Annotated in this window: 19 protein-coding genes; 2 read left to right on the top strand and 17 right to left on the bottom strand. The window is 59.9% G+C overall.

Features of this window, described 5'->3' with window-relative positions; all coding sequences use genetic code 11:
* Nucleotides 1-30 precede the first annotated feature (30 nt).
* The 4 genes from atpA to JZX88_RS17300 all read right to left on the bottom strand — a co-directional run bounded on the left by atpA (nucleotide 31) and on the right by JZX88_RS17300 (nucleotide 5,070).
* Complete coding sequence (gene atpA / locus JZX88_RS17285; protein ID WP_003492364.1) at nucleotides 31-1,560, bottom strand: F0F1 ATP synthase subunit alpha; 1,530 nt, start codon at nucleotides 1,558-1,560, stop codon at nucleotides 31-33.
* Nucleotides 1,560-2,126, bottom strand: coding sequence for a F0F1 ATP synthase subunit delta (locus JZX88_RS17290; protein ID WP_174030529.1), 567 nt, complete (start codon nucleotides 2,124-2,126; stop codon nucleotides 1,560-1,562). The genes atpA and JZX88_RS17290 overlap by 1 nt, the downstream gene beginning before the upstream one ends.
* 261 nt (nucleotides 2,127-2,387) lie before the next feature.
* Nucleotides 2,388-2,774: a phage infection protein gene (locus tag JZX88_RS17295; protein WP_110756744.1), complete on the bottom strand. Its 387-nt coding sequence runs from the start codon at nucleotides 2,772-2,774 to the stop codon at nucleotides 2,388-2,390.
* 79 nt (nucleotides 2,775-2,853) lie between these two features.
* The gene (locus JZX88_RS17300; RefSeq protein ID WP_206914283.1) at nucleotides 2,854-5,070 is read right to left on the bottom strand and encodes a primosomal protein N'; all 2,217 of its coding nucleotides are present in this window, start codon (nucleotides 5,068-5,070) and stop codon (nucleotides 2,854-2,856) included.
* Nucleotides 5,071-5,191: 121 nt separating this feature from the next.
* Here JZX88_RS17300 and JZX88_RS17305 point away from each other — a divergent pair, with 121 nt between their 5' ends.
* Both JZX88_RS17305 and JZX88_RS17310 read left to right on the top strand, forming a co-directional pair.
* Complete coding sequence (locus JZX88_RS17305) at nucleotides 5,192-6,139, top strand: tyrosine recombinase XerC (RefSeq protein ID WP_206914284.1); 948 nt, start codon at nucleotides 5,192-5,194, stop codon at nucleotides 6,137-6,139.
* An 80-nt stretch (nucleotides 6,140-6,219) separates the two neighbouring features.
* Nucleotides 6,220-7,317 carry a TraB/GumN family protein gene (locus JZX88_RS17310; protein WP_206914285.1) on the top strand — a complete coding sequence of 366 codons (1,098 nt, stop codon included), beginning with the start codon at nucleotides 6,220-6,222 and terminating at the stop codon, nucleotides 7,315-7,317.
* Here JZX88_RS17310 and JZX88_RS17315 read toward each other — a convergent pair.
* From JZX88_RS17315 to JZX88_RS17375, 13 genes are all read right to left on the bottom strand, one after another.
* Complete coding sequence (locus JZX88_RS17315) at nucleotides 7,301-7,789, bottom strand: DUF2867 domain-containing protein (protein WP_206914286.1); 489 nt, start codon at nucleotides 7,787-7,789, stop codon at nucleotides 7,301-7,303. The genes JZX88_RS17310 and JZX88_RS17315 overlap by 17 nt on opposite strands.
* A 129-nt stretch (nucleotides 7,790-7,918) precedes the next feature.
* A complete protein-coding gene (locus tag JZX88_RS17320) occupies nucleotides 7,919-8,419 on the bottom strand; it encodes a cytochrome b (RefSeq protein ID WP_065114261.1) in 501 nt (166 codons plus the stop codon).
* Nucleotides 8,420-8,627: 208 nt separating this feature from the next.
* On the bottom strand, nucleotides 8,628-10,034 hold the full coding sequence (lpdA, locus tag JZX88_RS17325; RefSeq protein ID WP_065114262.1) for a dihydrolipoyl dehydrogenase: 1,407 nt from the start codon (nucleotides 10,032-10,034) through the stop codon (nucleotides 8,628-8,630).
* 67 nt (nucleotides 10,035-10,101) lie between these two features.
* Nucleotides 10,102-10,746 (bottom strand): LysE family translocator, encoded by a 645-nt coding sequence (locus JZX88_RS17330; protein WP_206914287.1) that lies wholly within the window; start codon nucleotides 10,744-10,746, stop codon nucleotides 10,102-10,104.
* 13 nt (nucleotides 10,747-10,759) lie between these two features.
* Nucleotides 10,760-11,173 (bottom strand): MAPEG family protein, encoded by a 414-nt coding sequence (locus tag JZX88_RS17335; protein WP_065114264.1) that lies wholly within the window; start codon nucleotides 11,171-11,173, stop codon nucleotides 10,760-10,762.
* Between the two features lie 69 nt (nucleotides 11,174-11,242).
* Nucleotides 11,243-12,478 carry a 2-oxoglutarate dehydrogenase complex dihydrolipoyllysine-residue succinyltransferase gene (gene odhB / locus JZX88_RS17340; RefSeq protein WP_174057454.1) on the bottom strand — a complete coding sequence of 412 codons (1,236 nt, stop codon included), beginning with the start codon at nucleotides 12,476-12,478 and terminating at the stop codon, nucleotides 11,243-11,245.
* Between the two features lie 53 nt (nucleotides 12,479-12,531).
* Nucleotides 12,532-15,528, bottom strand: coding sequence for a 2-oxoglutarate dehydrogenase E1 component (locus tag JZX88_RS17345; RefSeq protein WP_065114266.1), 2,997 nt, complete (start codon nucleotides 15,526-15,528; stop codon nucleotides 12,532-12,534).
* Nucleotides 15,529-15,707: 179 nt separating this feature from the next.
* Nucleotides 15,708-16,610 carry a succinate--CoA ligase subunit alpha gene (sucD, locus tag JZX88_RS17350; protein ID WP_065114267.1) on the bottom strand — a complete coding sequence of 301 codons (903 nt, stop codon included), beginning with the start codon at nucleotides 16,608-16,610 and terminating at the stop codon, nucleotides 15,708-15,710.
* A gap of 18 nt (nucleotides 16,611-16,628) precedes the next feature.
* On the bottom strand, nucleotides 16,629-17,822 hold the full coding sequence (gene sucC, locus JZX88_RS17355; RefSeq protein ID WP_174030545.1) for an ADP-forming succinate--CoA ligase subunit beta: 1,194 nt from the start codon (nucleotides 17,820-17,822) through the stop codon (nucleotides 16,629-16,631).
* 32 nt (nucleotides 17,823-17,854) lie between these two features.
* Nucleotides 17,855-18,817 carry a malate dehydrogenase gene (gene mdh, locus JZX88_RS17360; RefSeq protein ID WP_142858175.1) on the bottom strand — a complete coding sequence of 321 codons (963 nt, stop codon included), beginning with the start codon at nucleotides 18,815-18,817 and terminating at the stop codon, nucleotides 17,855-17,857.
* Nucleotides 18,818-18,995: 178 nt separating this feature from the next.
* A complete protein-coding gene (gene zapE / locus JZX88_RS17365) occupies nucleotides 18,996-20,159 on the bottom strand; it encodes a cell division protein ZapE (RefSeq protein WP_065114270.1) in 1,164 nt (387 codons plus the stop codon).
* Nucleotides 20,160-20,251: 92 nt separating this feature from the next.
* Nucleotides 20,252-20,794: a protease inhibitor Inh/omp19 family protein gene (locus JZX88_RS17370; protein ID WP_065114271.1), complete on the bottom strand. Its 543-nt coding sequence runs from the start codon at nucleotides 20,792-20,794 to the stop codon at nucleotides 20,252-20,254.
* Between the two features lie 204 nt (nucleotides 20,795-20,998).
* Nucleotides 20,999-21,778 (bottom strand): succinate dehydrogenase iron-sulfur subunit, encoded by a 780-nt coding sequence (locus tag JZX88_RS17375; RefSeq protein ID WP_052818754.1) that lies wholly within the window; start codon nucleotides 21,776-21,778, stop codon nucleotides 20,999-21,001.
* Nucleotides 21,779-21,780: the final 2 nt, after the last annotated feature.

Genomic DNA, 21,780 nt, shown 5'->3' on the forward strand with positions numbered 1-21,780 from the left:
CGTTATCCGTCCGAGTAAAAGAGCCCTGATTTAAGAGAAAGACTTGGCGAAGGTATCAAGAGCGCCCTTGAGCTTGCCCTTGGTATCGTCGCTGATAGCCTTTTCCGTGCGGATGGTGTCGAGGATCGCCTTGCCTTCCGAGCGGAGGTAGGAGAGGAAACCCTGCTCGAACTTGCCGACCTGTGCGACCGGAATCTTGTCGAGGTAGCCGTTAACACCAGCGAAGATCACCGCAACCTGCTCTTCCGTCTTGAGCGGAGAGAACTGCGGCTGCTTCAGAAGCTCGGTCAGGCGGGCACCGCGGTTAAGCAGGCGCTGCGTGGACGCATCAAGGTCCGAGCCGAACTGGGCAAAAGCGGCCATTTCGCGATACTGGGCGAGTTCACCCTTGATCGAACCGGCAACCTGCTTCATCGCCTTGATCTGAGCGGCAGAGCCAACGCGCGAAACCGACAGACCGACGTTAACGGCCGGACGGATGCCCTGGTAGAACAGGTCGGTTTCAAGGAAGATCTGGCCGTCGGTGATCGAGATCACGTTGGTCGGAATAAAGGCCGAAACGTCGTTACCCTGGGTTTCGATGACCGGCAGAGCCGTCAGCGAACCTGCGCCCATTTCGTCGGAGAGCTTTGCAGCGCGCTCGAGAAGACGGGAGTGAAGGTAGAAAACGTCGCCCGGATAAGCTTCGCGGCCCGGAGGACGACGCAGCAGAAGCGACATCTGACGATAGGCAACGGCCTGCTTGGAAAGGTCGTCGTAACCGATGAGAGCGTGCTTGCCGTTGTCACGGAAATATTCGCCCATAGCGCAGCCGGCGAACGGAGCGAGGTACTGCATCGGAGCCGGATCGGAAGCCGTTGCGGCAACGATGATCGAGTACTGCAGCGCGCCGCGCTCTTCCAGAACCTTCACGAACTGGGCAACGGTCGAACGCTTCTGACCGATAGCGACGTAGACGCAATAAAGCTTGTCGCCGTCAGGGCCATTGTCGTGAATGGCCTTCTGGTTCAGGATCGTGTCGAGAATGATCGCGGTCTTGCCGGTCTGGCGGTCGCCGATGACGAGCTCGCGCTGGCCACGGCCAACCGGGATGAGCGCGTCGATAGCCTTGAGGCCGGTCGACATCGGCTCATGAACCGACTTGCGCGGAATGATGCCGGGAGCCTTGACGTCAACGCGCGAACGCTTGGCGGCATTGATCGGGCCCTTGCCGTCGATCGGGTTGCCAAGCGCGTCAACGACGCGGCCGAGCAATTCCGGACCAACGGGAACGTCAACGATAGCGCCAGTCCGCTTTACGGTGTCGCCTTCCTTGATGTCACGGTCCGAACCGAAGATAACCACACCGACGTTGTCGGCTTCAAGGTTGAGTGCCATGCCGCGGATGCCGCCGGGGAACTCGACCATTTCACCGGCCTGAACATTGTCGAGGCCGTAAACGCGGGCAATACCGTCACCGACGGAAAGCACCTGACCGACTTCCGAGACTTCCGCCTCGTTGCCGAAATTTTTGATTTGATCTTTCAGAATTGCGGAAATTTCCGCGGCGCGGATATCCATCAGCCAACCTCTTTCAGTGCAAGCTTAAGGGTGGAAAGTTTGGTGCGAAGAGACGTATCGATCTGGCGAGAGCCGACCTTGACGATCAGGCCGCCGAGGATCGACGGATCGACGGTAACGGAAATCGTCACATCCTTGCCGGTAACGCTCTTCAGCGCCGCTTTCAGTTCAGTTTCCTGCGCCTCGTCGAGCGCATGTGCCGAGGTGACCTCGGCGGTGATTTCGCCGCGGTGGTCGGCGGCAATGGCACGGTAGGCGCGGATCATGCCGGGAACGGCAAAGAGACGGCGGTTATTCGCAACGACCTTGAGGAAATTAACAGCAAGACCGGCAATGCCGGCCTTCTCGCAGATCGCGGTGATTGCCTTGAACTGATCCTCGGCGGAAAACACCGGGCTCGCAACCAGACGCTTCAAATCGTCGCTTTCGTCGAGAAGTGCGCCGAACTTGTCCAGATCGGCCCCAACCGCTTCAACCGCACCCGCTTCCAAAGCAAGCTCGAAAAGCGACGACGCATACCTTTCCGCTACACCGGATGTTCCCTGGGAGGTGTCTGCCACGGGCACTTTTTCCCTGCTAATCATCCAAGATCGTCAGCGATGGGGATCCATCACATCAAATTCTTGAAATCGTTTCAATTTCCCCGAAAAAGACCGGAATTCCCCCCTGTCTTTTCCCAATTTCGCGGTCCGTCTAGCATAGGACGCCGGGACTCGCAACACGCGTAATAGCGGAAAGCGCCGTTTGGGCAAGGGGGAATGCGTTTAAATTTTCCGATTTCGCTCAGGATGCGGCATCTGTGCGTCACAAAAGGCAAAAAGCCCGCTTCAGACCAGCCCGAACACGTAGCTCAACGACAGTGCAGCGAGCAGAAAGTGTACAACCAGGAGTATGAAATTCCGCATGGTTGCGCCTCCGTCCGAGAGAATGGAGAGAATGCCGCCGAATACGCTGAGACCGAAAGCCGCACCGAAGGCGAGATAGACCATGGGCTGCGCCAGAAGCAGGGCAGCGGCGCCGAGACCGAGATAGAAGCCGGCAAGCGATGAGCGCACGAGCGCATAACCATCCCTGCGCTCACCCGACGGCTGCAGACCAAAGGCACGCAGCGTAATACCCGGCGCAAACATAAAAAAGAGGCCCATCACGGCCGAAACCACCGCCGCTCCGAAAGCCAGCTGCTCGCCGAACTCGGCGGGAAAATAAAACTCCATCTCGGTCCCCAAATCATTTTGACTGCCTGCTGCGTTATGACACGGTCATGACAGCGGGAAAACGCCCCGGCGGCAAAGTTCAAAGGAAACTTTGCGGATCGATATCGAGCTGAACATGCACGCTGCCGCGCTCTTTGGGGCCATTGGCCAGCAATGTGCGAAGGAAGGACTGCATATCGGAATTGCGCCGCCCATGCACCAGGAGGCGGAAACGGTGGCGGCCGCGGATGAGCGCGAGCGGCGCTTCCGCCGGGCCGAGCAGCATGATGCCGGTAACCTGCGGCGCTGCGGCCCTTAAACCCCGCGCATGGGTTTCGGCCTCTCCGCGCGTATCGGCGGAAACGATGATCGAGGCGAGACGGCCGAAGGGCGGCAGAACAGCCTTTTCCCGCTCCACGATCTCCCTTTCGTAGAAGGCCGAGGCATCACCCGAAACGATCGCCTGCATGACGGGATGCTGCGGCTGGTAGGTCTGCAGCAGACCATGGCTCTTCAACCCCGTGCGCCCGGCGCGCCCTGTCACCTGCGAGAGCAGCTGGAACGTTCGCTCTGCCGCGCGCGGATCGCCATTGGCAAGGCCCAGATCGGCATCAACGATGCCGACAAGCGTCATCAGCGGAAAATTATGCCCCTTGGCGACGAGCTGCGTGCCGATGACGATATCCGCCTCGCCCTTGACGATCGCCTCCAGCTCCAGCCGCAGGCGCTTGACACCCATGAGATCGGAGGAGAGCACGATGGTGCGGGCCTCGGGGAAATGTTTCTCCACCTCTTCGGCAATGCGCTCCACGCCGGGACCGCAGGCCACCAGATGATCGAAGGTGCCGCATTCCGGGCAATGATCAGGTGTCGGCTCGTTATGGCCACACTGGTGGCACTGCAGTTGATTGCGGAAACGGTGCTCCACCAGCCAGCTGGAACATTGCGGGCACTGGAAACGGTGGCCGCAGACACGGCAAAGCGTCAGCGGCGCATACCCACGGCGATTGAGGAAGAGAAGTGCCTGCTCGCCCTTTTCGATGGTCTTGCCAATGCCGCGCAGCAGGACGGGCGAGAGAAACCCTCCCCTTTCCGGCGGATGGCGGCGCATATCGACAAGGTGCAGATCGGGCATGGCCGCATCGCCAAAGCGCGTATGCAGGTGAATGGTGTTGTAGCGCCCCGAACTGCCGTTGACCTGGCTTTCCACCGACGGCGTGGCCGACACCAGCACGACAGGAAATTCTGCGATCCGCGCCCTGACGACGGCCATGTCGCGGGCATTATAAAAGACGCGGTCTTCCTGCTTGTAGGCGGGGTCGTGCTCTTCATCAACGATGATGAGACCGAGATTGTCGAAGGGCAGGAAAAGTGCCGAGCGCGCGCCAGCCACCACCTTCACCTCGCCCGTCACCGCCTGCCGCCAGACCTTTTCACGCATACGCGGCGACAGGTCCGAATGCCATTCCGCCGGTTTCGCGCCGAAACGATCCTGAAAACGCTCAAGAAAGGCCGCCGTCAACGCGATTTCAGGCAGCAGGATGAGAACCTGCTTGCCCTGACGGAGCGTCTCGGCCACCGCCTCGAAATAGACCTCGGTCTTGCCCGAACCGGTCACGCCATCGATCAGCGAGACATGAAAACCACCCTTGCGCACATCTTCAAGGATTTCCGAAGCGGCCTGTTTCTGCGGGCCCTCCAGACGCGGCTCGACAAAGTCAGGATCAGGCTCGGCCACGACAGGCGGCGCTGGCAGAAAAACCGTCTCGAATACGCCCTGTTTGACAAGGCCGTCGATGACGCTGGTCGAAACGCCGGCGGCATGAGCAAGCCCGCTCTTCGTCCAGCCGTGCCCTTCCGCCGCCAGTTCCATCACCCGCTCGCGGGCGGGGGTCAGGCGTTCCGGCCGGCCTTCCGTCAGTCGAAGCCCCTCGATCATCGGCTCCGGATCGAAGGCGGCAGGCGCTCTGAGCGCCATGCGCGCCACCAGGCCGGGCGGAGAAAGCGTATAGGCGGCAACCCAGTCAACGAAACGGCGCATCTCCGCCTTCAGCGGCGGGCATTCGAAACTCTTGGTGATGGGCCGCAATTTCTTCGGATCGATGCCCTTTTCGCCGGCATCGTCCCACACCACGCCGAAGACCTGCCGGGGACCGAGTGGCACCTGCACGACCGAGCCGGTCTCGACCACCATATCCTCAGGCACCGCATAGCTGTAGGGCCCGGGCGCCGGCATGGGCACGAGAACGGGCACCGTGCGCACGGGCGACGGCGGGTCGAACAAAGCCCCAAACAGATCGGACGAATCTTTTGCCATGATGTGGCGACCATGCCCCGGCGAGATGAAAAAGGAAACCGCCCGGATGTAGTGGGCCCATCCCGCAAAGTCCATCTCTTAACCAAATACTGACCATAGAGGCATAGCTTCAAAGCATGGAATGGAGCACCCCGTGACTGAAATCCTGACATTTGCGCAACCCGATCTTTTGAACGAGCGCCAGTCCTGGCTCGCCGGTCTTGCCGGCGAGCGCCGTCTTTCCGACAACACCGTCGAAGCCTATGAACGCGATACCCGCCAGTTCCTGACATTTCTCACCGGTTACACCGGCAAGCCCGCCACCATCGCCGATATTGCCGATTTGCGCCCGGTCGATCTTCGCGCCTTTCTGGCCAACCGACGCAAGGAGGGAGTTGGTGCGCGTTCACTCGGCCGGCATCTGGCCGGACTACGCTCCCTTCTTCACCACCTGCAAAAAAAAGGCCTCGTCAATGCGGCCGGCGCCACCGCCATGCGCGCGCCAAAACAGCCGAAATCCCTGCCAAAACCGCTGACCGACCGGCAGGCCCTGAAGATCACCACGGCCGAGGCACAATTGAACGAGGAACCGTGGATCGCCGCCCGCAATGCGGCAGTCCTTTCGCTGCTTTATGGCTGCGGCCTCCGCATTTCCGAGGCACTCGGTCTGACGCCAGCCGATTTTCCGTCCGGTGCCCGCAGCCTGCGCATCACCGGCAAGGGCAACAAAACGCGTATCGTGCCACTGCTGGCAGTGGTGACGGAAGCAGTCGATGCCTACAGGAAGCTCTGCCCCTATGCTCTGGCGGCGGATGCCCCCCTCTTCCTCGGCGCACGCGGCGGCAAGCTGCAGCCCGCCATCATACAGCGGGAAATGCAGAAGCTGCGTGGCGCTTTCGGCCTGCCGGAAAACGCCACGCCACATGCGCTGCGCCATTCCTTCGCCACCCATCTTCTGGCTGGTGGTGGCGATCTGCGCACCATTCAGGAACTGCTGGGCCATGCGAGCCTGTCCACTACCCAGGTCTATACCGGCGTCGATACCGCCAGACTGCTGGAAATCTACGACAATGCCCACCCGCGCGCATGACGCAGGAAATGGTTAACCATAAACATTAACCAGACATCCAAGCCGCCGTTCTATAAGCGAACAAGAACCGGATTGGACCCATGCACAGCCTGATAAAGCCACACAACCTTACCGCCACCCTGATGGGCAAAACCGGCGACGCCCTGCTGTGGCTGCTCGCGGCCCTGCATGTCACGGCCCTCGCCATTCTGCTCATGACTTTGCTTTCGCTAAGTGAAGCGGAAGCCGCAGGGCAACAGATCACCTGCACGGGCAGCGACATTCTCGTGGATATGCGCAAGACCGATCCGCAGGCTTTTGCGAAGATCGAACAGGAAGCGGCAGCGATCCCCAATGGCAAGGGCAATTTCTGGCGCATCGAAAAGGCCGGAACTGAGCCCTCCTATCTTCTCGGTACGATGCATGTCACCGACCCACGCGTTCTGGAAATGCCTGCCGCTGCCAGCCCCGCCTTCGAAAAAGCCGCAACTGTCATCGTGGAATCGGACGAAATCGTCGACGACAAGAAGGTCGCGACCTCGCTGCTGAGCAAACCCGAACTCACCATGTTTCTGGACGGCAAGTCGATCACCGACATCCTGTCGCCGGAGAATGTCACGCGTCTGGAAAAGGGCCTCAAGGAGCGCGGCATTCCGCTGAATGCCGTTTCACGGATGAAGCCGTGGATGCTCTCGAGCTTCGTTGCCCTTCCCGCCTGCGAATTTGCCCGCAAGGCCACCGGCCTCTCCTTTCTCGACAAGAAATTGGCCGAAGATGCACTCGCGGATGGAAAACGTCTCGTCGGGCTGGAAACCATGGTCGAGCAGCTGACGGCCATGTCCGAACTGCCGATGGAATTTCATCTTCAAGCGCTGATTGAGACGCTCGAACTCGGCGACCGCATGGACGACGTGATGAAGACCATGACCGATCTCTATGTCGCCGGCGATATCGGCATGACCATGCCCATGCTGAAAAGCCTGGACCCCAAGAAGGCAGTGGCAGAAAACGAACAGGGTTACGCCGCCTTCGAGCAACGTATCATCACCGACCGCAATCACGTCATGGCGGAACGGGCCACCCCCGAACTGGCCAAGGGCAATGTCTTCATGGCCGTGGGCGCCCTGCACCTGCCGGGCGAAGAGGGCGTGATCGAACTCCTGCGTGCAGAAGGCTTCACCCTCACGCGGGTTGAATAAGACCCCCCTCTGCGATGCGGACAGGCCGGACATTGGCGCAGAATGGCCGCATCGTCGCCGGCACGATCCGACGGTGAAACGGCCCGACGATAAGAAGATATAGCCGCCCGAACAGGTTCCTGCGCCTGACAATGGTGGTGACGCTCACCGTCTGGCGGCTACCCGTCTCTTCGAGATCGATGACGATCCGGAAATCGAGATGGCGGTCATCGAAGCCGAGCACGGTCCGTTCCGGCGTGGATGACAGAACCGGAAACCCGCCCGCCGAAGCACCCGCCGCCAGTTCGACCGTTTTCAAGCCGAAAAGCGAAACGACACGGTTTCGAAGCGTCATAAGGCGGCTTATCCATAGCGGCGGATGGTCGAGAAGCAGCCTGCTCACATCGAGCGAGGACGACTTCGGTGACACCATCTCCCCTTCGAAACGATCCCACCAGTCAGCGCCCGGCAATATGTCTTCGTTATTCCGCATCCATGAACCCCGGCCGCCCGATGCGGCAGGAGCCACCATCGTCTTTTTCCGATGGGCGGGAAACGCGACAAACCGCCGCTCGAAGCATTCCCGGCGAAAGCGCGAAGCCATCTTTCGTCCGGAAGTGCCCTAGCCGTGTGTCATGCGCTTCAGGACATTGGTGCGCCAGTAGAACTGGTGAACCAGAACGGCTGCGACATGGCCGACGATCAACACCCACATCAGCGCCTTGAACGGGCCGGAATGCAGCTGGCCTGCGGCCTGGGCACCGAAATAATAGGCGGCGACACCGGATAGAGGCAGGACGAAGAACAAGGCGTAGAAGGTGAAATGCGCCACTTTGGCCGCGATCTGAAACGGCCGAGGCTCTTCCGCGGGATGCGGCGGCACGCCCTGGAAAAAGCGCAGACAGAGGCGCAGGACCGCAAGCAACAGGATGGCAAAACCGACATAGGCGTGAATATTGGCCGAGGAAATCTGATCCGGTGTCAATGTTTCACCCCGCCGCATCAGCCGGTAGGCATGGGCCATGGCGTCGGGAAACAGCAGATTGAAGAAGATCAGAAGCGCCATCGCCCAATGAATGATGCGCTGTGGAACCGAGAAGGAAACTTGAGTTGAAAATGCCATTTTATTGCCTTTTATCAAAAGGTTAGACAGGCTATGGCACGAGTATGTGAAACCCCGGCCTGCATGGCAAGCCGAGGTTTGGCAGATGAATGAAATTTAATATTTGCACGTCGGGCAGAAACACCCCTGGCGGTTTTGAAAGCCAGCACGCAAACAGAAGCCAGGCCGGCGGAACGCTTTCGTTTTCGTTCTGCCGTTCCAGCGCCGGTCACATGTGGATCGGCTTGAAGAACGTCGCAAGTGCCGCTTCCTTCACGGCTTCCGACATGGTCGGGTGCGCATGGCAGGTGCGGCCGAGGTCTTCCGAAGAACCGCCGAATTCCATCAGCACGGTGATTTCGTGGATCATTTCGCCAGCGCCGAAGCCGACGATGTGACCGCCGAGAACCCGGTCGGTTTCCTTGTCGGCAAGAATCTTCACGAAACCATCCGTCACCTGCATGGCGCGGGCGCGGCCATTGGCGGTGAAGGGGAACTTGCCGACCTTGTAGGCGACGCCAGCGGCCTTCAGTTCTTCCTCGGTCTTGCCGACGGAAGCGATTTCCGGCTGGGTATAGACGACTGCCGGAATGACGTCGTAGTTCACATGGCCGCGCTGACCAGCGAGGATTTCCGCAAGCGCGACGCCCTCGTCTTCCGCCTTGTGCGCCAGCATCGGACCCTTCACCACGTCACCGATCGCATAGATGCCGTCGACATTGGTCTTGTAGTGGCCGTCGATTTCGACGCGGCCGCGGCTGTCCAGCACCACGCCTGCTTCCGCAAGACCGAGACCTTCGGTGTAGGGTTTGCGGCCGGTGGAGATCAGCACGACATTCGCTTCCAGCGTTTCAGCCGCGCCGCCCTTGACCGGCTCGAACACCACCTTTGCACCGGCGGCGGTCTTTTCAACAGCCGTCACCTTGGCGCCGAGCTTGAAATCGAGACCCTGCTTGGCGAGCAGACGCTGAGACTGCTTGGAAACTTCACCATCCATGCCACCGAGAATATTGTCGAGATATTCGACGACGGTCACCTTCGCGCCAAGACGCGACCAGACCGAACCAAGCTCGAGGCCGATGACGCCACCGCCGACAACAATCAGCTTTTCCGGAACCTTGGAAAGGGCGATCGCACCCGTGGAGGAGACGATGACGCTTTCATCGATATCAACCTGAACGCCCGGAATGCCGGCAACATCGGAACCGGTGGCGATAACGATGTTCTTCGCTTCGATTTCTTGGCTCTCGCCCTTGTCGTTGGTGACGGAAACCTTGCCGGCGGAAACGACCTTGCCGGTGCCCTGGAAGGTATCGATCTTGTTTTTCTTGAACAGGAAGGACACGCCGTCGACATTGGCCTTCACCACGCCGTCCTTGTGGCCCATCATCTTTTCAAGGTTCAGCTTCGGCGCGGCGACTTCGATACCGAGCGAATCGACGCCATGGGCAACATGGGCAAAGGTTTCGGACGCGTGCAGCAGCGCCTTCGAAGGGATGCAGCCAACATTGAGGCAGGTGCCGCCATAGGTCGCGCGCTTTTCGATGACAGCGACCTTCAGGCCGAGCTGTGCCGCCTTGACCGCGCAAACATAACCGCCGGGGCCCGTGCCGATTACAACTACATCATATGCCATGTTCGTTTTCCTGATTGATGTCGGGCAAGATGCGGGATCGTTGCCCTGCTTGCGTTTGACCTGAAACTCAGGCCGCTTTTTCCGTTGCGAGTTTTATACCGAGTGCGATGAAGACCACGCCGCTGGTGCGGTCGATCCATTGGCTGGCGCGCTGAAATGCAGCGCGCATGTGCGGCGTCGTCATGAACAGGCTGACGCCGACGAACCACAGGATAAGGCAGCTCGCCATGACGAGCCCGTATCCGAATTTGATAGCGACCGGCGTATGCGCGTGAACCACCGTCGAAAAGATCGACAGGAAGAAAAACACCGGCTTGGGGTTGAGCGCATTGGCGGCAAAACCGAGTGTGAACGCCTTCAGCGCCGTCTGCCTGCTTTTGACCGGCACGGCACCATCCGCATCAGCCTCCGGCAATTCGGTCTTGCCCGCACGCAGCGCCTTGATACCGATATAGATGAGATACGCGACGCCCAGCCATTTGACGATGTTGAAGAGATAGATCGACTGGGAAATGATGAGGCCAAGTCCGAGGATCGTATAGGTGACATGGAACATCAAAGACGTTCCAACACCGAAACTGGTGATGATGGCCTGCCTGCGCCCATGCACCATGGCCTGGCGCATGACCATGGCGAGATCGGCACCGGGCGACACGATCGCGAAGGAGAAAATCGCCATCAGGGATGCAAGTTCGATGAGATATTGATGCATCGTAAAGCAGCCTTCAGAACATCAGCACGACAAACATGAGCGCCAGCCCAAGCACGGACCCCAGCCACACGAAAGAGCGGATATAAGGGACGCCCGCCAGATAGAGCGGAATATAAATCACCCGGCAGATCAGCCAGATCCAGGCGCCAGTCAGCGCCAGACCGGCAGGATCGCCCGCCATGATGACCCCGAAAGCGAGCGCCAGAAAAGCCGGATATGTTTCCCGGAAATTCGCAGACGCGCGTGAGGCACGGCCGGAAAGCCTGCCCTGCGGCACCTGGCTGCCATCCCTTGGCCCGGCATTCCATTCCAGCCCGAATTCCTTGGTCGCCGTCATGCCCTGCAGCATGACGTGAAACACGAGCAGAAGAACGCTTAGACCGATGAGCGGCAGAAAAGGGGAAGCGGCAAGAAATGTCGGCTGCACATCTGCTCTCCAGGTGGTCTTTCAGCGGGGCTTCACTTGAAACCCCGCTGAAAGGAAAAGCAAGAGCGATTAGAGATCGAGAACCAGACGTTCCGGATCTTCCAGGCTTTCCTTGACGCGAACGAGGAAGGTCACGGCTTCCTTGCCGTCAACGATACGGTGATCGTAAGAGAGCGCAAGATACATCATCGGGCGGATGACGACCTGACCGCCGATGGCGACCGGGCGTTCCTGAATCTTGTGCATGCCGAGGATGCCCGACTGCGGTGCATTGAGGATCGGCGAGGACATCAGCGAACCGTAGACACCGCCATTGGTGATGGTGAAGGTGCCACCCTGCATGTCGGCCATGCCGAGCGAACCGTCACGCGCTGCCTTGGCGAGGCGGCCGAGTTCCTTTTCGACGCCGGCGATGGAGAGCTGGTCGGCATCGCGGATAACAGGAACAACGAGGCCCTTGTCGGTGCCGACAGCCATGCCGACGTGACAATAGTTCTTGTAAATGATGTCCGTGCCGTCGATTTCAGCGTTGACGGCGGGCAGTTCCTTCAGCGCGTGGGTCACGGCCTTGGTGAAGAAGCCCATGAAGCCGAGCTTGACGCCATGCTTCTTCTCGAACACGTCCTTGTAACGGTTGCGCAGGTCCATGACCGCGCTCATGTCCACCTCGTTATAGGTGGTGAGCATGGCGGCGGTGTTCTGTGCATCCTTCAGGCGACGGGCGATCGTCTGGCGCAGGCGGGTCATCTTCACGCGCTCTTCGCGAACCTGATCCTGCTCGGCGGAAACCGGACGGGGAGCAGCAGCAACCGGAGCCGGAGCGGCGGCAGGTGCCGAAACGCCCTTGGCGACAGCGGCGAGAACGTCACCCTTCAGAACCTGGCCACGCTTGCCGGAACCATCGACCTGATCGGCAGACAGGTTGTTTTCAGCAAGCAGCTTGCCAGCGGCAGGTGCCGGCGGCATGGAACCGGTTGCCGGAGCGGCAACGGCGGCAGGTGCCGGTGCGGCGGCCGCAGCTGGCTTTGCCGGTTCTGCGGCAGGTGCGGAGGTTGCTGCACCGGCAGCACCTTCGGCGATCTGGCCGAGAAGAGCGTCGAGGCCGACGGTCTCGCCGTTCTGCGCAACGATTTCGGTGAGAACGCCGGACGCAGGCGCCGGGACTTCGACGGTAACCTTGTCGGTTTCCAGTTCAACGAGAGGTTCGTCGGCCTTGACGGTATCGCCGACCTTCTTGAACCAGGTGCCGACGGTCGCTTCGCTGACGGATTCGCCGAGGGTTGGTACGCGGATTTCAGTGGCCATGATCTAGTTCCGTTATTCAGGTGTCTTTTTTGCGGGGCGATGCGGGAGAGTTTTCACTCTCCCAGCGCGTCTTCCAGGAACGCAGCAAGCTGCGCCAGATGCTTGGACATCAGGCCGGTCGCCGGAGAGGCGGCCGCCGGACGGCCCGTGTAACGGACCTTCTGGTACTTGGCGTCGATATGCGCCAGGACCCATTCAAGGTAAGGATCGATGAACGACCACGCACCCATGTTCTTCGGCTCTTCCTGGCACCAGACCATCTCCGCATTGCGGAAGCGCGACAGCTCGTTGATGAGCGCCTTGGCCGGGAACGGATAGAGCTGCTCGACGCGCAGCAGGTAGATGTCGTCGATACCGCGCTTTTCGCGTTCCTCGAGCAGATCGTAATAGACCTTGCCCGTGCACATGACGACGCGACGGATCTTCGAATCCTTCTGCAGCTTGATCGGGCCGTCCTTGATGACTTCAGCATCGTCCCACAGGAGACGGTGGAAGGAGGACTCGCCTGCAAGCTCGGCCAGCGACGAGGTGGCGCGCTTGTGACGCAGCAGCGACTTCGGCGTCATCAGGATCAGCGGCTTGCGGAAGTCGCGCTTCATCTGGCGGCGCAGGATGTGGAAGTAGTTGGCCGGCGTCGTGCAGTTGGCAACCTGCATGTTGTCTTCGGCACACATCTGCAGCCAGCGCTCCAGACGGGCGGACGAATGTTCCGGACCCTGACCTTCGTAGCCATGCGGCAGAAGGCAGACGAGACCGGACATGCGCAGCCACTTGCGTTCACCCGACGAGATGAACTGGTCGAACACCACCTGCGCGCCGTTGGCGAAGTCGCCGAACTGGGCTTCCCAAAGGGTCAGCGCATTCGGACGGGCCAGCGAATAGCCGTATTCGAAACCGAGAACGGCTTCTTCCGAAAGCATCGAGTTGATGACTTCGTAACGGGCCTGCGTCGGCGAAAGATTGGCAAGCGGAATATAACGCTCTTCGGTCTCCTGATCGTAGAGAACCGAATGACGCTGCGAGAAGGTGCCGCGTTCGCAATCCTGACCGGAAAGACGGATCTTGTGGCCGTCGGCAACGAGCGAACCGAAAGCCAGCGCTTCCGCCATCGCCCAGTCGATGCCTTCGCCCGTCTCGATCATCTGCGAGCGGTTTTCCATGAAGCGCTGGATCGTGCGGTGGGCGCTGAAGCCTTCCGGAATGGTCGACAGCTTCTTGCCGATTTCCTTCAGCTGCTTCATCGGCACGCCGGTCTTGCCGCGACGCTGCTCATCGGCATTGTCGGCGGCACGCAGACCCGACCACTGACCATCCAGCCAGTCGGCCTTGTTCGGCTTGTAGGACTGGCCGGCTTCGAATTCCTGCTCCAGATGGGCGCGCCAGTCGGCCTTCATCTTCTCGAATTCGCCTTCGTTGATCAGGCCTTCGGCGATCAGACGGTCGGCATAGATGCGCGCCACGGTCTTGTGGCCACGGATGACCTTGTACATCTTCGGCTGCGTGAACGCCGGCTCGTCGCCTTCGTTATGGCCAAAACGACGATAGCAGAACATGTCCACGACGACAGGCTTGTGGAACTTCATGCGGTATTCGGTGGCAACCTTGGCCGCATAGGTCACAGCTTCCGGATCGTCACCGTTGACGTGGAAGATCGGCGCTTCGATCATCTTGGCAACGTCGGACGGATAGGGCGACGAACGCGAGAAGGCCGGGTTCGTCGTGAAACCGATCTGGTTGTTGATGATGAAGTGCATGGTGCCGGCAACGCGGTGGCCGCGCAGACCGGAAAGGCCGAGAATTTCAGCAACAACGCCCTGACCCGCAAAAGCGGCATCGCCGTGCAGCAGGAGCGGCAGTACCTTGGCGCGTTCCGACAGCGGAATGATGTCGCCGTCCCATGCCTTGGCAAGCTGGTCCTGCTTGGCGCGGGCCTTGCCCATCACAACGGGGTTGACGATTTCAAGGTGCGACGGGTTGGCCGTCAGCGACAGGTGAACCTTGTTGCCGTCGAATTCGCGGTCGGAGGAGGCACCGAGGTGGTACTTCACGTCACCGGAACCCTCGACATCGTCAGGCTTGAACGAACCGCCCTTGAATTCGTGGAACACGGCGCGATGCGGCTTGCCCATGACATTGGTCAGAACGTTCAGGCGGCCACGGTGGGCCATGCCGAGAACGACTTCTTCGAGACCTTCCTGGCCGCCGCGCTTGATGATCTGCTCGAGCGCCGGGATCAGCGATTCACCGCCATCGAGGCCGAAACGCTTGGTGCCCTTGAAGCGCACGTCGAGGAACTGCTCGTAGCCTTCGGCTTCGACCAGCTTGGACAGAATGGCCTTCTTGCCTTCAGCCGTGAAGGCGACGCCCTTGTCCGGACCTTCGATGCGCTCCTGGATCCAGCCTTTTTCTTCCGGGCTGGACATATGCATGAATTCGACACCGATGGTGGAGCAGTAGGTGCGCTCCAGAATATCGATCATCTCACGCACGGTCGCATATTCGAGGCCGAGCACGTTATCGATGAAAATCTTGCGGTCGTAGTCGCTTTCCTCGAAGCCGTAGGACTTCGGCGACAGCTCGTTGTAATCCTCAACGGCGACGGCGATGCCGAGCGGATCGAGCTTGGCGTGCAGATGGCCGCGCATGCGGTAGGCGCGGATCATCATGATGGCGCGAACGCTATCACGGGTCGCCTGCAACACTTCCGCTTCGCTGACCGGCTTGCCCGTGTCGGCGCTCTTGGCTTCGGCCTTCGCCTGAACCTTTTTCTCGATGGCCTTCTCGACCGTGGCCCAGTTTCCGTCCAGCGCGGATACCAGTTCGCCATTCGCCGGGATAGGCCAGTTGGCACGCTTCCAGGAGGCGCCCTTGGCCGCCTTCTTCACATCTTCCGGATTATCGGACAGTGCCTTGAAGAAGCTCTGCCACTCCGGCGACACGGAAGAGGGATCCTCTTCGTACCGGGCATAGAGCTGCTCGATATAGGCCGCATTCGCGCCGTCCAGAAACGACGTGATCTGAAACTGCTCGTTCGCTTCTTGCCTTGCCATTTTCGTTCCTGCGGACTTGTCCGTCCGCCTCCTCGATGCCGTTAGGGCCGTTTCACCGGCCTGCCGCTTTGATTATTGCTGTCTGCCGCCGAGGCGGTATGCCGTTCTGTCTATCGTCTTTGCGGCATCGGGCAGCGCGGCGATAAAGCCGCACCGCCCGTTACCGGTCTCATGTGGTCTCAGCCCTTGAGGACTTCAACCAGCGTCTTGCCGAGGCGCGCCGGGGAAGGCGAAACCTTGATGCCGGCCGCTTCCATGGCAGCGATCTTGGATTCCGCATCGCCCTTGCCGCCGGAAACGACAGCGCCGGCGTGGCCCATGGTGCGACCCTTCGGAGCCGTACGGCCCGCGATGAAGCCGGCCATCGGCTTCTTGCGGCCCTTCTTGGCTTCGTCGATCAGGAACTGCGCCGCATCTTCTTCAGCCGAGCCGCCGATTTCGCCGATCATGATGATCGACTGCGTGGCTTCGTCAGCGAGGAACATTTCGAGCACGTCGATGAACTCGGTGCCCTTGACCGGGTCGCCGCCGATGCCGACAGCCGTCGTCTGGCCGAGACCTTCGTTCGAGGTCTGGAACACGGCTTCATAGGTGAGCGTGCCCGAACGGGAAACGATACCGACCGAACCCTTGCGGAAGATGGAGCCCGGCATGATGCCGATCTTGCATTCTTCCGGCGTCAGGATGCCCGGGCAGTTCGGGCCGAGCAGGCGCGACGTGGAGCGGTCGAGGCGAGCCTTGACGCGCACCATGTCCATGACCGGGATACCTTCGGTGATGCAGGTAATGAACGGAATTTCGGCATCGATGGCTTCGATGATGGCGTCGGCTGCACCTGCCGGCGGAACATAGATCACGGATGCATCCGCACCGGTCTTTTCCTTGGCTTCGGCAACGCTTGCGAAGATCGGCAGGGTTTCACCCTTGGAACCGGTCCAGGTTTCGCCACCCTTCTTCGGGTGAATACCGCCAACCATCTGCGTGCCGTAATAGGCAAGCGCCTGCTCGGTGTGGAAGGTGCCGGTCTTGCCGGTCAGGCCCTGTACGAGGACCTTGGTGTCTTTATTGACGAGAATCGACATTATATCCGGTCCTTCAAATTAGCCGTTCACCGCTGCGACGATTTTCTTCGCCGCATCGTCGAGATCGTCAGCCGCGGTGATCGCAAGGCCGGACTCGTTGAGGATCTTCTTGCCAAGCTCGACATTCGTGCCTTCGAGGCGCACGACGAGCGGAACCTTCAGACCGACTTCCTTGACGGCTGCGATCACGCCTTCGGCGATGACGTCGCACTTCATGATGCCGCCGAAGATGTTGACGAGGATACCCTCGACCTTCGGGTCGGCCGTGATGATCTTGAAGGCTGCCGCAACCTTCTCCTTGCCGGCACCGCCGCCGACGTCGCAGAAGTTAGCCGGCTCTTTGCCGTACAGCTTGATGATGTCCATCGTCGCCATAGCGAGACCGGCGCCGTTGACCATGCAGCCGATGTTGCCGTCGAGGGCGACGTAAGCGAGGTCCCACTTGGAGGCTTCGATTTCCTTGGCGTCTTCTTCGGTCTCGTCGCGCAGCGCCTTGACATCGTCATGGCGGAACAGCGCGTTGCCGTCGAAGGACATCTTGGCGTCGAGAACGCGCAGATGGCCATTTTCCATGACGATCAGCGGGTTAACCTCGAGGAGAGCCATGTCCTTCTCGTTGAAGGCCTTGTAGAGGATCGGGAACAGCGCCTTGGCGTCTTCGGCTGCAACGCCGTCAAGCTCGAGAGCCTTGGAGATCGCGGCAACGTCGGCGTCGCTCACACCCTTTTCCGGGTTGATGGCGATGGTGTGGATCTTTTCCGGCGTGTCGTGGGCGACAGCTTCGATGTCCATGCCGCCTTCCGTGGAAACCACGAAAGCAACCTGGCCGACGGAACGGTCAACCAGCAGCGAGCAATAAAGTTCGCGGGCAATGTCAGCGCCGTCTTCGATGTAGAGGCGGTTGACCTGCTTGCCGGCTTCACCGGTCTGCGCCGTTACCAGCGTGTTGCCGAGCATGTCCTTGGCGTGGGAGACGACTTCGTCGATCGACTTCGCCAGACGAACGCCGCCCTTGGCGTCCGGGCCGAGTTCCCTGAACTTGCCCTTGCCGCGGCCACCAGCGTGGATCTGGCTCTTGACGACGTAGAGCGGGCCGGGAAGCTGCTTGGCGGCAGCTTCGGCTTCTTCGACCTTGAGAATGGCGACGCCTTCAGCAACCGGCGCGCCGTAGCCCTTCAGAAGAGCCTTGGCCTGATATTCGTGAATATTCATGGAATAATCCCTGTTTGGAGCCGCTTGGAATATTACTTCAGCGACGGAGCGATGTTGACGCAGGCTTCGCAAAGACCAGCGACAGCGCCGACGGATTTCTGGAAGGCGGCTTCTTCTTCCTTGTTGAGTTCGATCTCGATGATGCGCTCGATACCGCCGGCACCGATGATGGTGGGCACGCCGACATACATGTCGTCAACGCCATACTGGCCCGAGAGATGGGCAGCGGCGGGCAGAACGCGCTTCTTGTCCTTGAGGTAGGATTCAGCCATTTCGATCGCCGAAGCGGCCGGCGCGTAATAGGCCGAACCGGTCTTGAGCAGGCCGACGATTTCAGCGCCGCCGTCACGGGTGCGCTGGATGATTTGCTCAAGGCGCTCGGCGGTCAGCCAGCCCATCTTGACGAGATCGGTCAGCGGAACGCCGGCGACCGTGGAGTAACGGGCGAGCGGCACCATGGTATCGCCGTGACCGCCGAGAACGAAAGCGGTGACGTCTTCAACCGAAACGTTGAATTCTTCAGCGAGGAACAGACGGAAACGGGCGCTGTCGAGCACGCCGGCCATGCCGACGACCTTGTTCTTCGGCAGGCCGGAGAACTTCTGCAGTGCCCAGACCATGGCGTCGAGCGGGTTGGTGATGCAGATCACGAAAGCGTTCGGGGCATATTTCTTGATGCCGGCGCCGACCTGTTCCATGACCTTGAGGTTGATACCGAGCAGATCGTCGCGGCTCATGCCCGGCTTGCGGGCAACGCCGGCGGTGACGATGCAGACGTCGGCACCTTCGATGGCGGCATAATCGGAAGCGCCGGAGAGCTTGGCATTGAAACCTTCAACTGGACCGGACTGGGCAATATCCAGACCCTTGCCCTGCGGAATACCGTCGGCAATATCGAAGAGGACGATATCGCCCAGTTCCTTCAGGCTGGCGAGGTGTGCCAGCGTGCCGCCGATCATGCCAGAACCAATAAGTGCAATTTTTTTGCGAGCCATCGAATGCTTCCTCTTGAGCTTCAATTCAATTTCACCGCGCCAAACCGGCAGCTAAATTGTCGCACTTCGATTAGCCCCATTGGCCAAAATTGGCAACAGATTCTTTTGTGATGAATATTTTCAATCGTTTAGATCATTATTTTCTTACGTAAACGTAAGAAAATGCGTCACGAAAGTGTCAAACTTTCTGCCGTTTTTCGTGATGCAGCGCCAGATAATCGGCACTGCGCATCTCAAACAACCGCGAGGCCGTGCGGTCGAATTCGAAACCTTCCGTGCCCTTGCGTTTGCCGAGCAGGTCCTCCGGCATGGCGGCAGCGGAAGCGAAAAGCCTGACGCTGTGATCGTAAAGCGCATCGATGAGGATGATGAAACGTTTGGTCTCGTTGCGCTTGTCCGCGTTCAAGAACGGAATGTGGTCGATGAAGACCGTATCGAAACGATTGGCGATGGCAAGGAAATCGGAAGCCCCGAGTGGCTTCTCGCAAAGATCGGAAAAGGAAAAACGGGCGACCCGGCCGCTGGCGCGCGGCACCAGAATGGAGCGGCCCTTCATCGGTATCTCGGTCGGCGCAACGAGGTGACCGGCAATCATGTGCCGCCAGGCCATGTCCATCGCCTGATCCGCCGAACCGTCGAGCGGCGTGACATAGACGGGCAGGCTCTCCAGCTTCTCCATCCGGTAGTCGGTGGGGCTGTCCAGCGTCACCACCTCCACATATTTCTTCAGCAGATCGACGAAGGGCAGGAACAGACCGCGGTTGAGGCCGTCCTTGTAGAGATTGTCCGGCACGACGTTGGAGGTCGTCACCAACGTGCAGCCATTGGCGAACAGCTCGCTGAACAGCCGGGCGAGGATCATCGCATCGGCAATATCCGTGACGGTGAATTCGTCGAAACATAAAAGCTCGGCTTCCGCCAGCAGCTGGGCGGCAACGGGCGGAATGGGGTCAGCCTGTTTGGTTTCACCGTTCTTCAGCTTCTGCCGGTGCGCGTGCACACGATTATGCACATCCGCCATGAATTCATGGAAATGGCAGCGCCGCTTGGAGGAAACCGGTGCCATTTCATAGAACATGTCCATCAGCATCGTCTTGCCACGACCAACGCTGCCATAGACATACAATCCCTTGACGGCGGCAGCAGGTCCGGCCTTGCGCGCGAACATCCAGCCAAGCGCGCTCTTTTTCTTGGCCGGCTTGCGCGCCTTCAGATCGGCAAGGATACGATCGAGATGCGCTGCCACGCCAAGCTGAGCCGCATCGGCCTGCAAGGTGCCAGCTGCCGTCAATGCGTTGAGCTGTTCAACGACACTATGATTGTAATCAGGCAATGGCTTCATGGAAAAGCGCCCCGGCCGCGGGCGCAACGCAGCACCCGCGAGGAATGGAATGACTCAGAACAACGAAAGCAATCCGGCCGCACCGGAACGGCTCACCGGCTGAGGCTGAGCGGCTGACCGCTGTTGGTCGTGCCGTCGAAGCGCGCATCGGCGCTCTTGTAGACGCGGCCGATGGTGTCGCCCGAACGGTTCTTGAAGAGAACCATCTTGCCCGACACTTCCCAGGAACCCATCGCCGTCAGTTCGCCGGAACATCCACGTGTGCCGCCGCGCGAACCGCTGCCGAGATTGGTGAGCGTCAGGAACATGTCACAATTGGCGCCGCCATTGGAAACGCGCCAGTTGCCGACCATGGATTCCTTGGTCACGTCAAGCGCCGTTGCCGGAGGAGCTGCGGAAGCGACATTCATGCCGCCAGGGGCCGCCGATGCCGGAGCCGAAGGGAACTGGCTGCCCGAAGCGCCACCAGGCGGCGGCAGGGCGCCGGACTGAACGGAAGGAACCGGCTGAGCCTGCAAGGGCGGCGTATAACCGGGATTGTTACTGCCGTTATTGTTGTAATCGTAGGAGGTACGTTGGCAACCGGCGAGACTCATCACAACCGCAAGGCCTGTCACCACATATCTGAATTGCATATCAAGCTCCCGATTCTCTCGCTTCAGGAAAGACGATGATCAAACAAGAAGGCTGAATTATTACCAAAGCCTTATCTTGCGCAAGCGATGGCCGGGATAATTACAATTTCGGTTGATTTTTACCGATTTTCCCGAGCCCTGTCGTAAAAAGAGCCGCGGCTGAGACCGCGGCCCGGATAAATTCCCGTCACCAGCGAATCGCCGTTAGACGCGGCGTTCGACCATCATCTTCTTGATTTCCGCGATCGCCTTGGCCGGGTTCAAGCCCTTCGGGCAGGCCTGCGCGCAGTTCATGATGGTGTGGCAGCGATAAAGACGGAACGGGTCCTCGAGATTGTCGAGACGCTCGCCGGTTGCTTCGTCGCGGCTGTCGATCAGCCAGCGATAGGCCTGCAGCAGAACGGCCGGACCAAGGTAACGGTCGCCATTCCACCAGTAGCTGGGACAGGAGGTGGAGCAGCAGGCGCAGAGAATGCACTCATAAAGACCGTCGAGCTTCAGGCGGTCCTCATGGCTCTGCTTCCATTCCTTGGCAGGCGTCGGCGAAACCGTCTTCAGCCAGGGCTCGATGGAGCGATGCTGGGCATAGAAGTTCGACAGATCCGGAACAAGGTCCTTCACGACGGGCATATGCGGCAGCGGATAAACCTTCACCGTGCCGTTGATCTCTTCCATGCCCTTGGTGCAGGCAAGCGTGTTGGTGCCGTCGATGTTCATGGCGCAGGAACCGCAAATTCCTTCGCGGCAGGAGCGGCGCAGCGTCAGCGTCGGGTCGATATTGTTCTTGATGTAGAGAAGCGCATCGAGAACCATCGGTCCGCAATCGTCGACATCGATATAATAGGTGTCGATGCGCGGGTTCTGGCCGTCATCCGGGTTCCAGCGATAGATGCGGTATTCGCGCACATTCTTGGCACCGTCAGGCTTCGGCCAGACCTTGCCTTCGTTGATCTGGGAATTCTTGGGGAGAGCGAGTTCAACCATAT

This window comes from Agrobacterium sp. OT33, from assembly GCF_017313365.1.
In the GTDB taxonomy this organism is placed as follows: domain Bacteria; phylum Pseudomonadota; class Alphaproteobacteria; order Rhizobiales; family Rhizobiaceae; genus Agrobacterium; species Agrobacterium rhizogenes_A.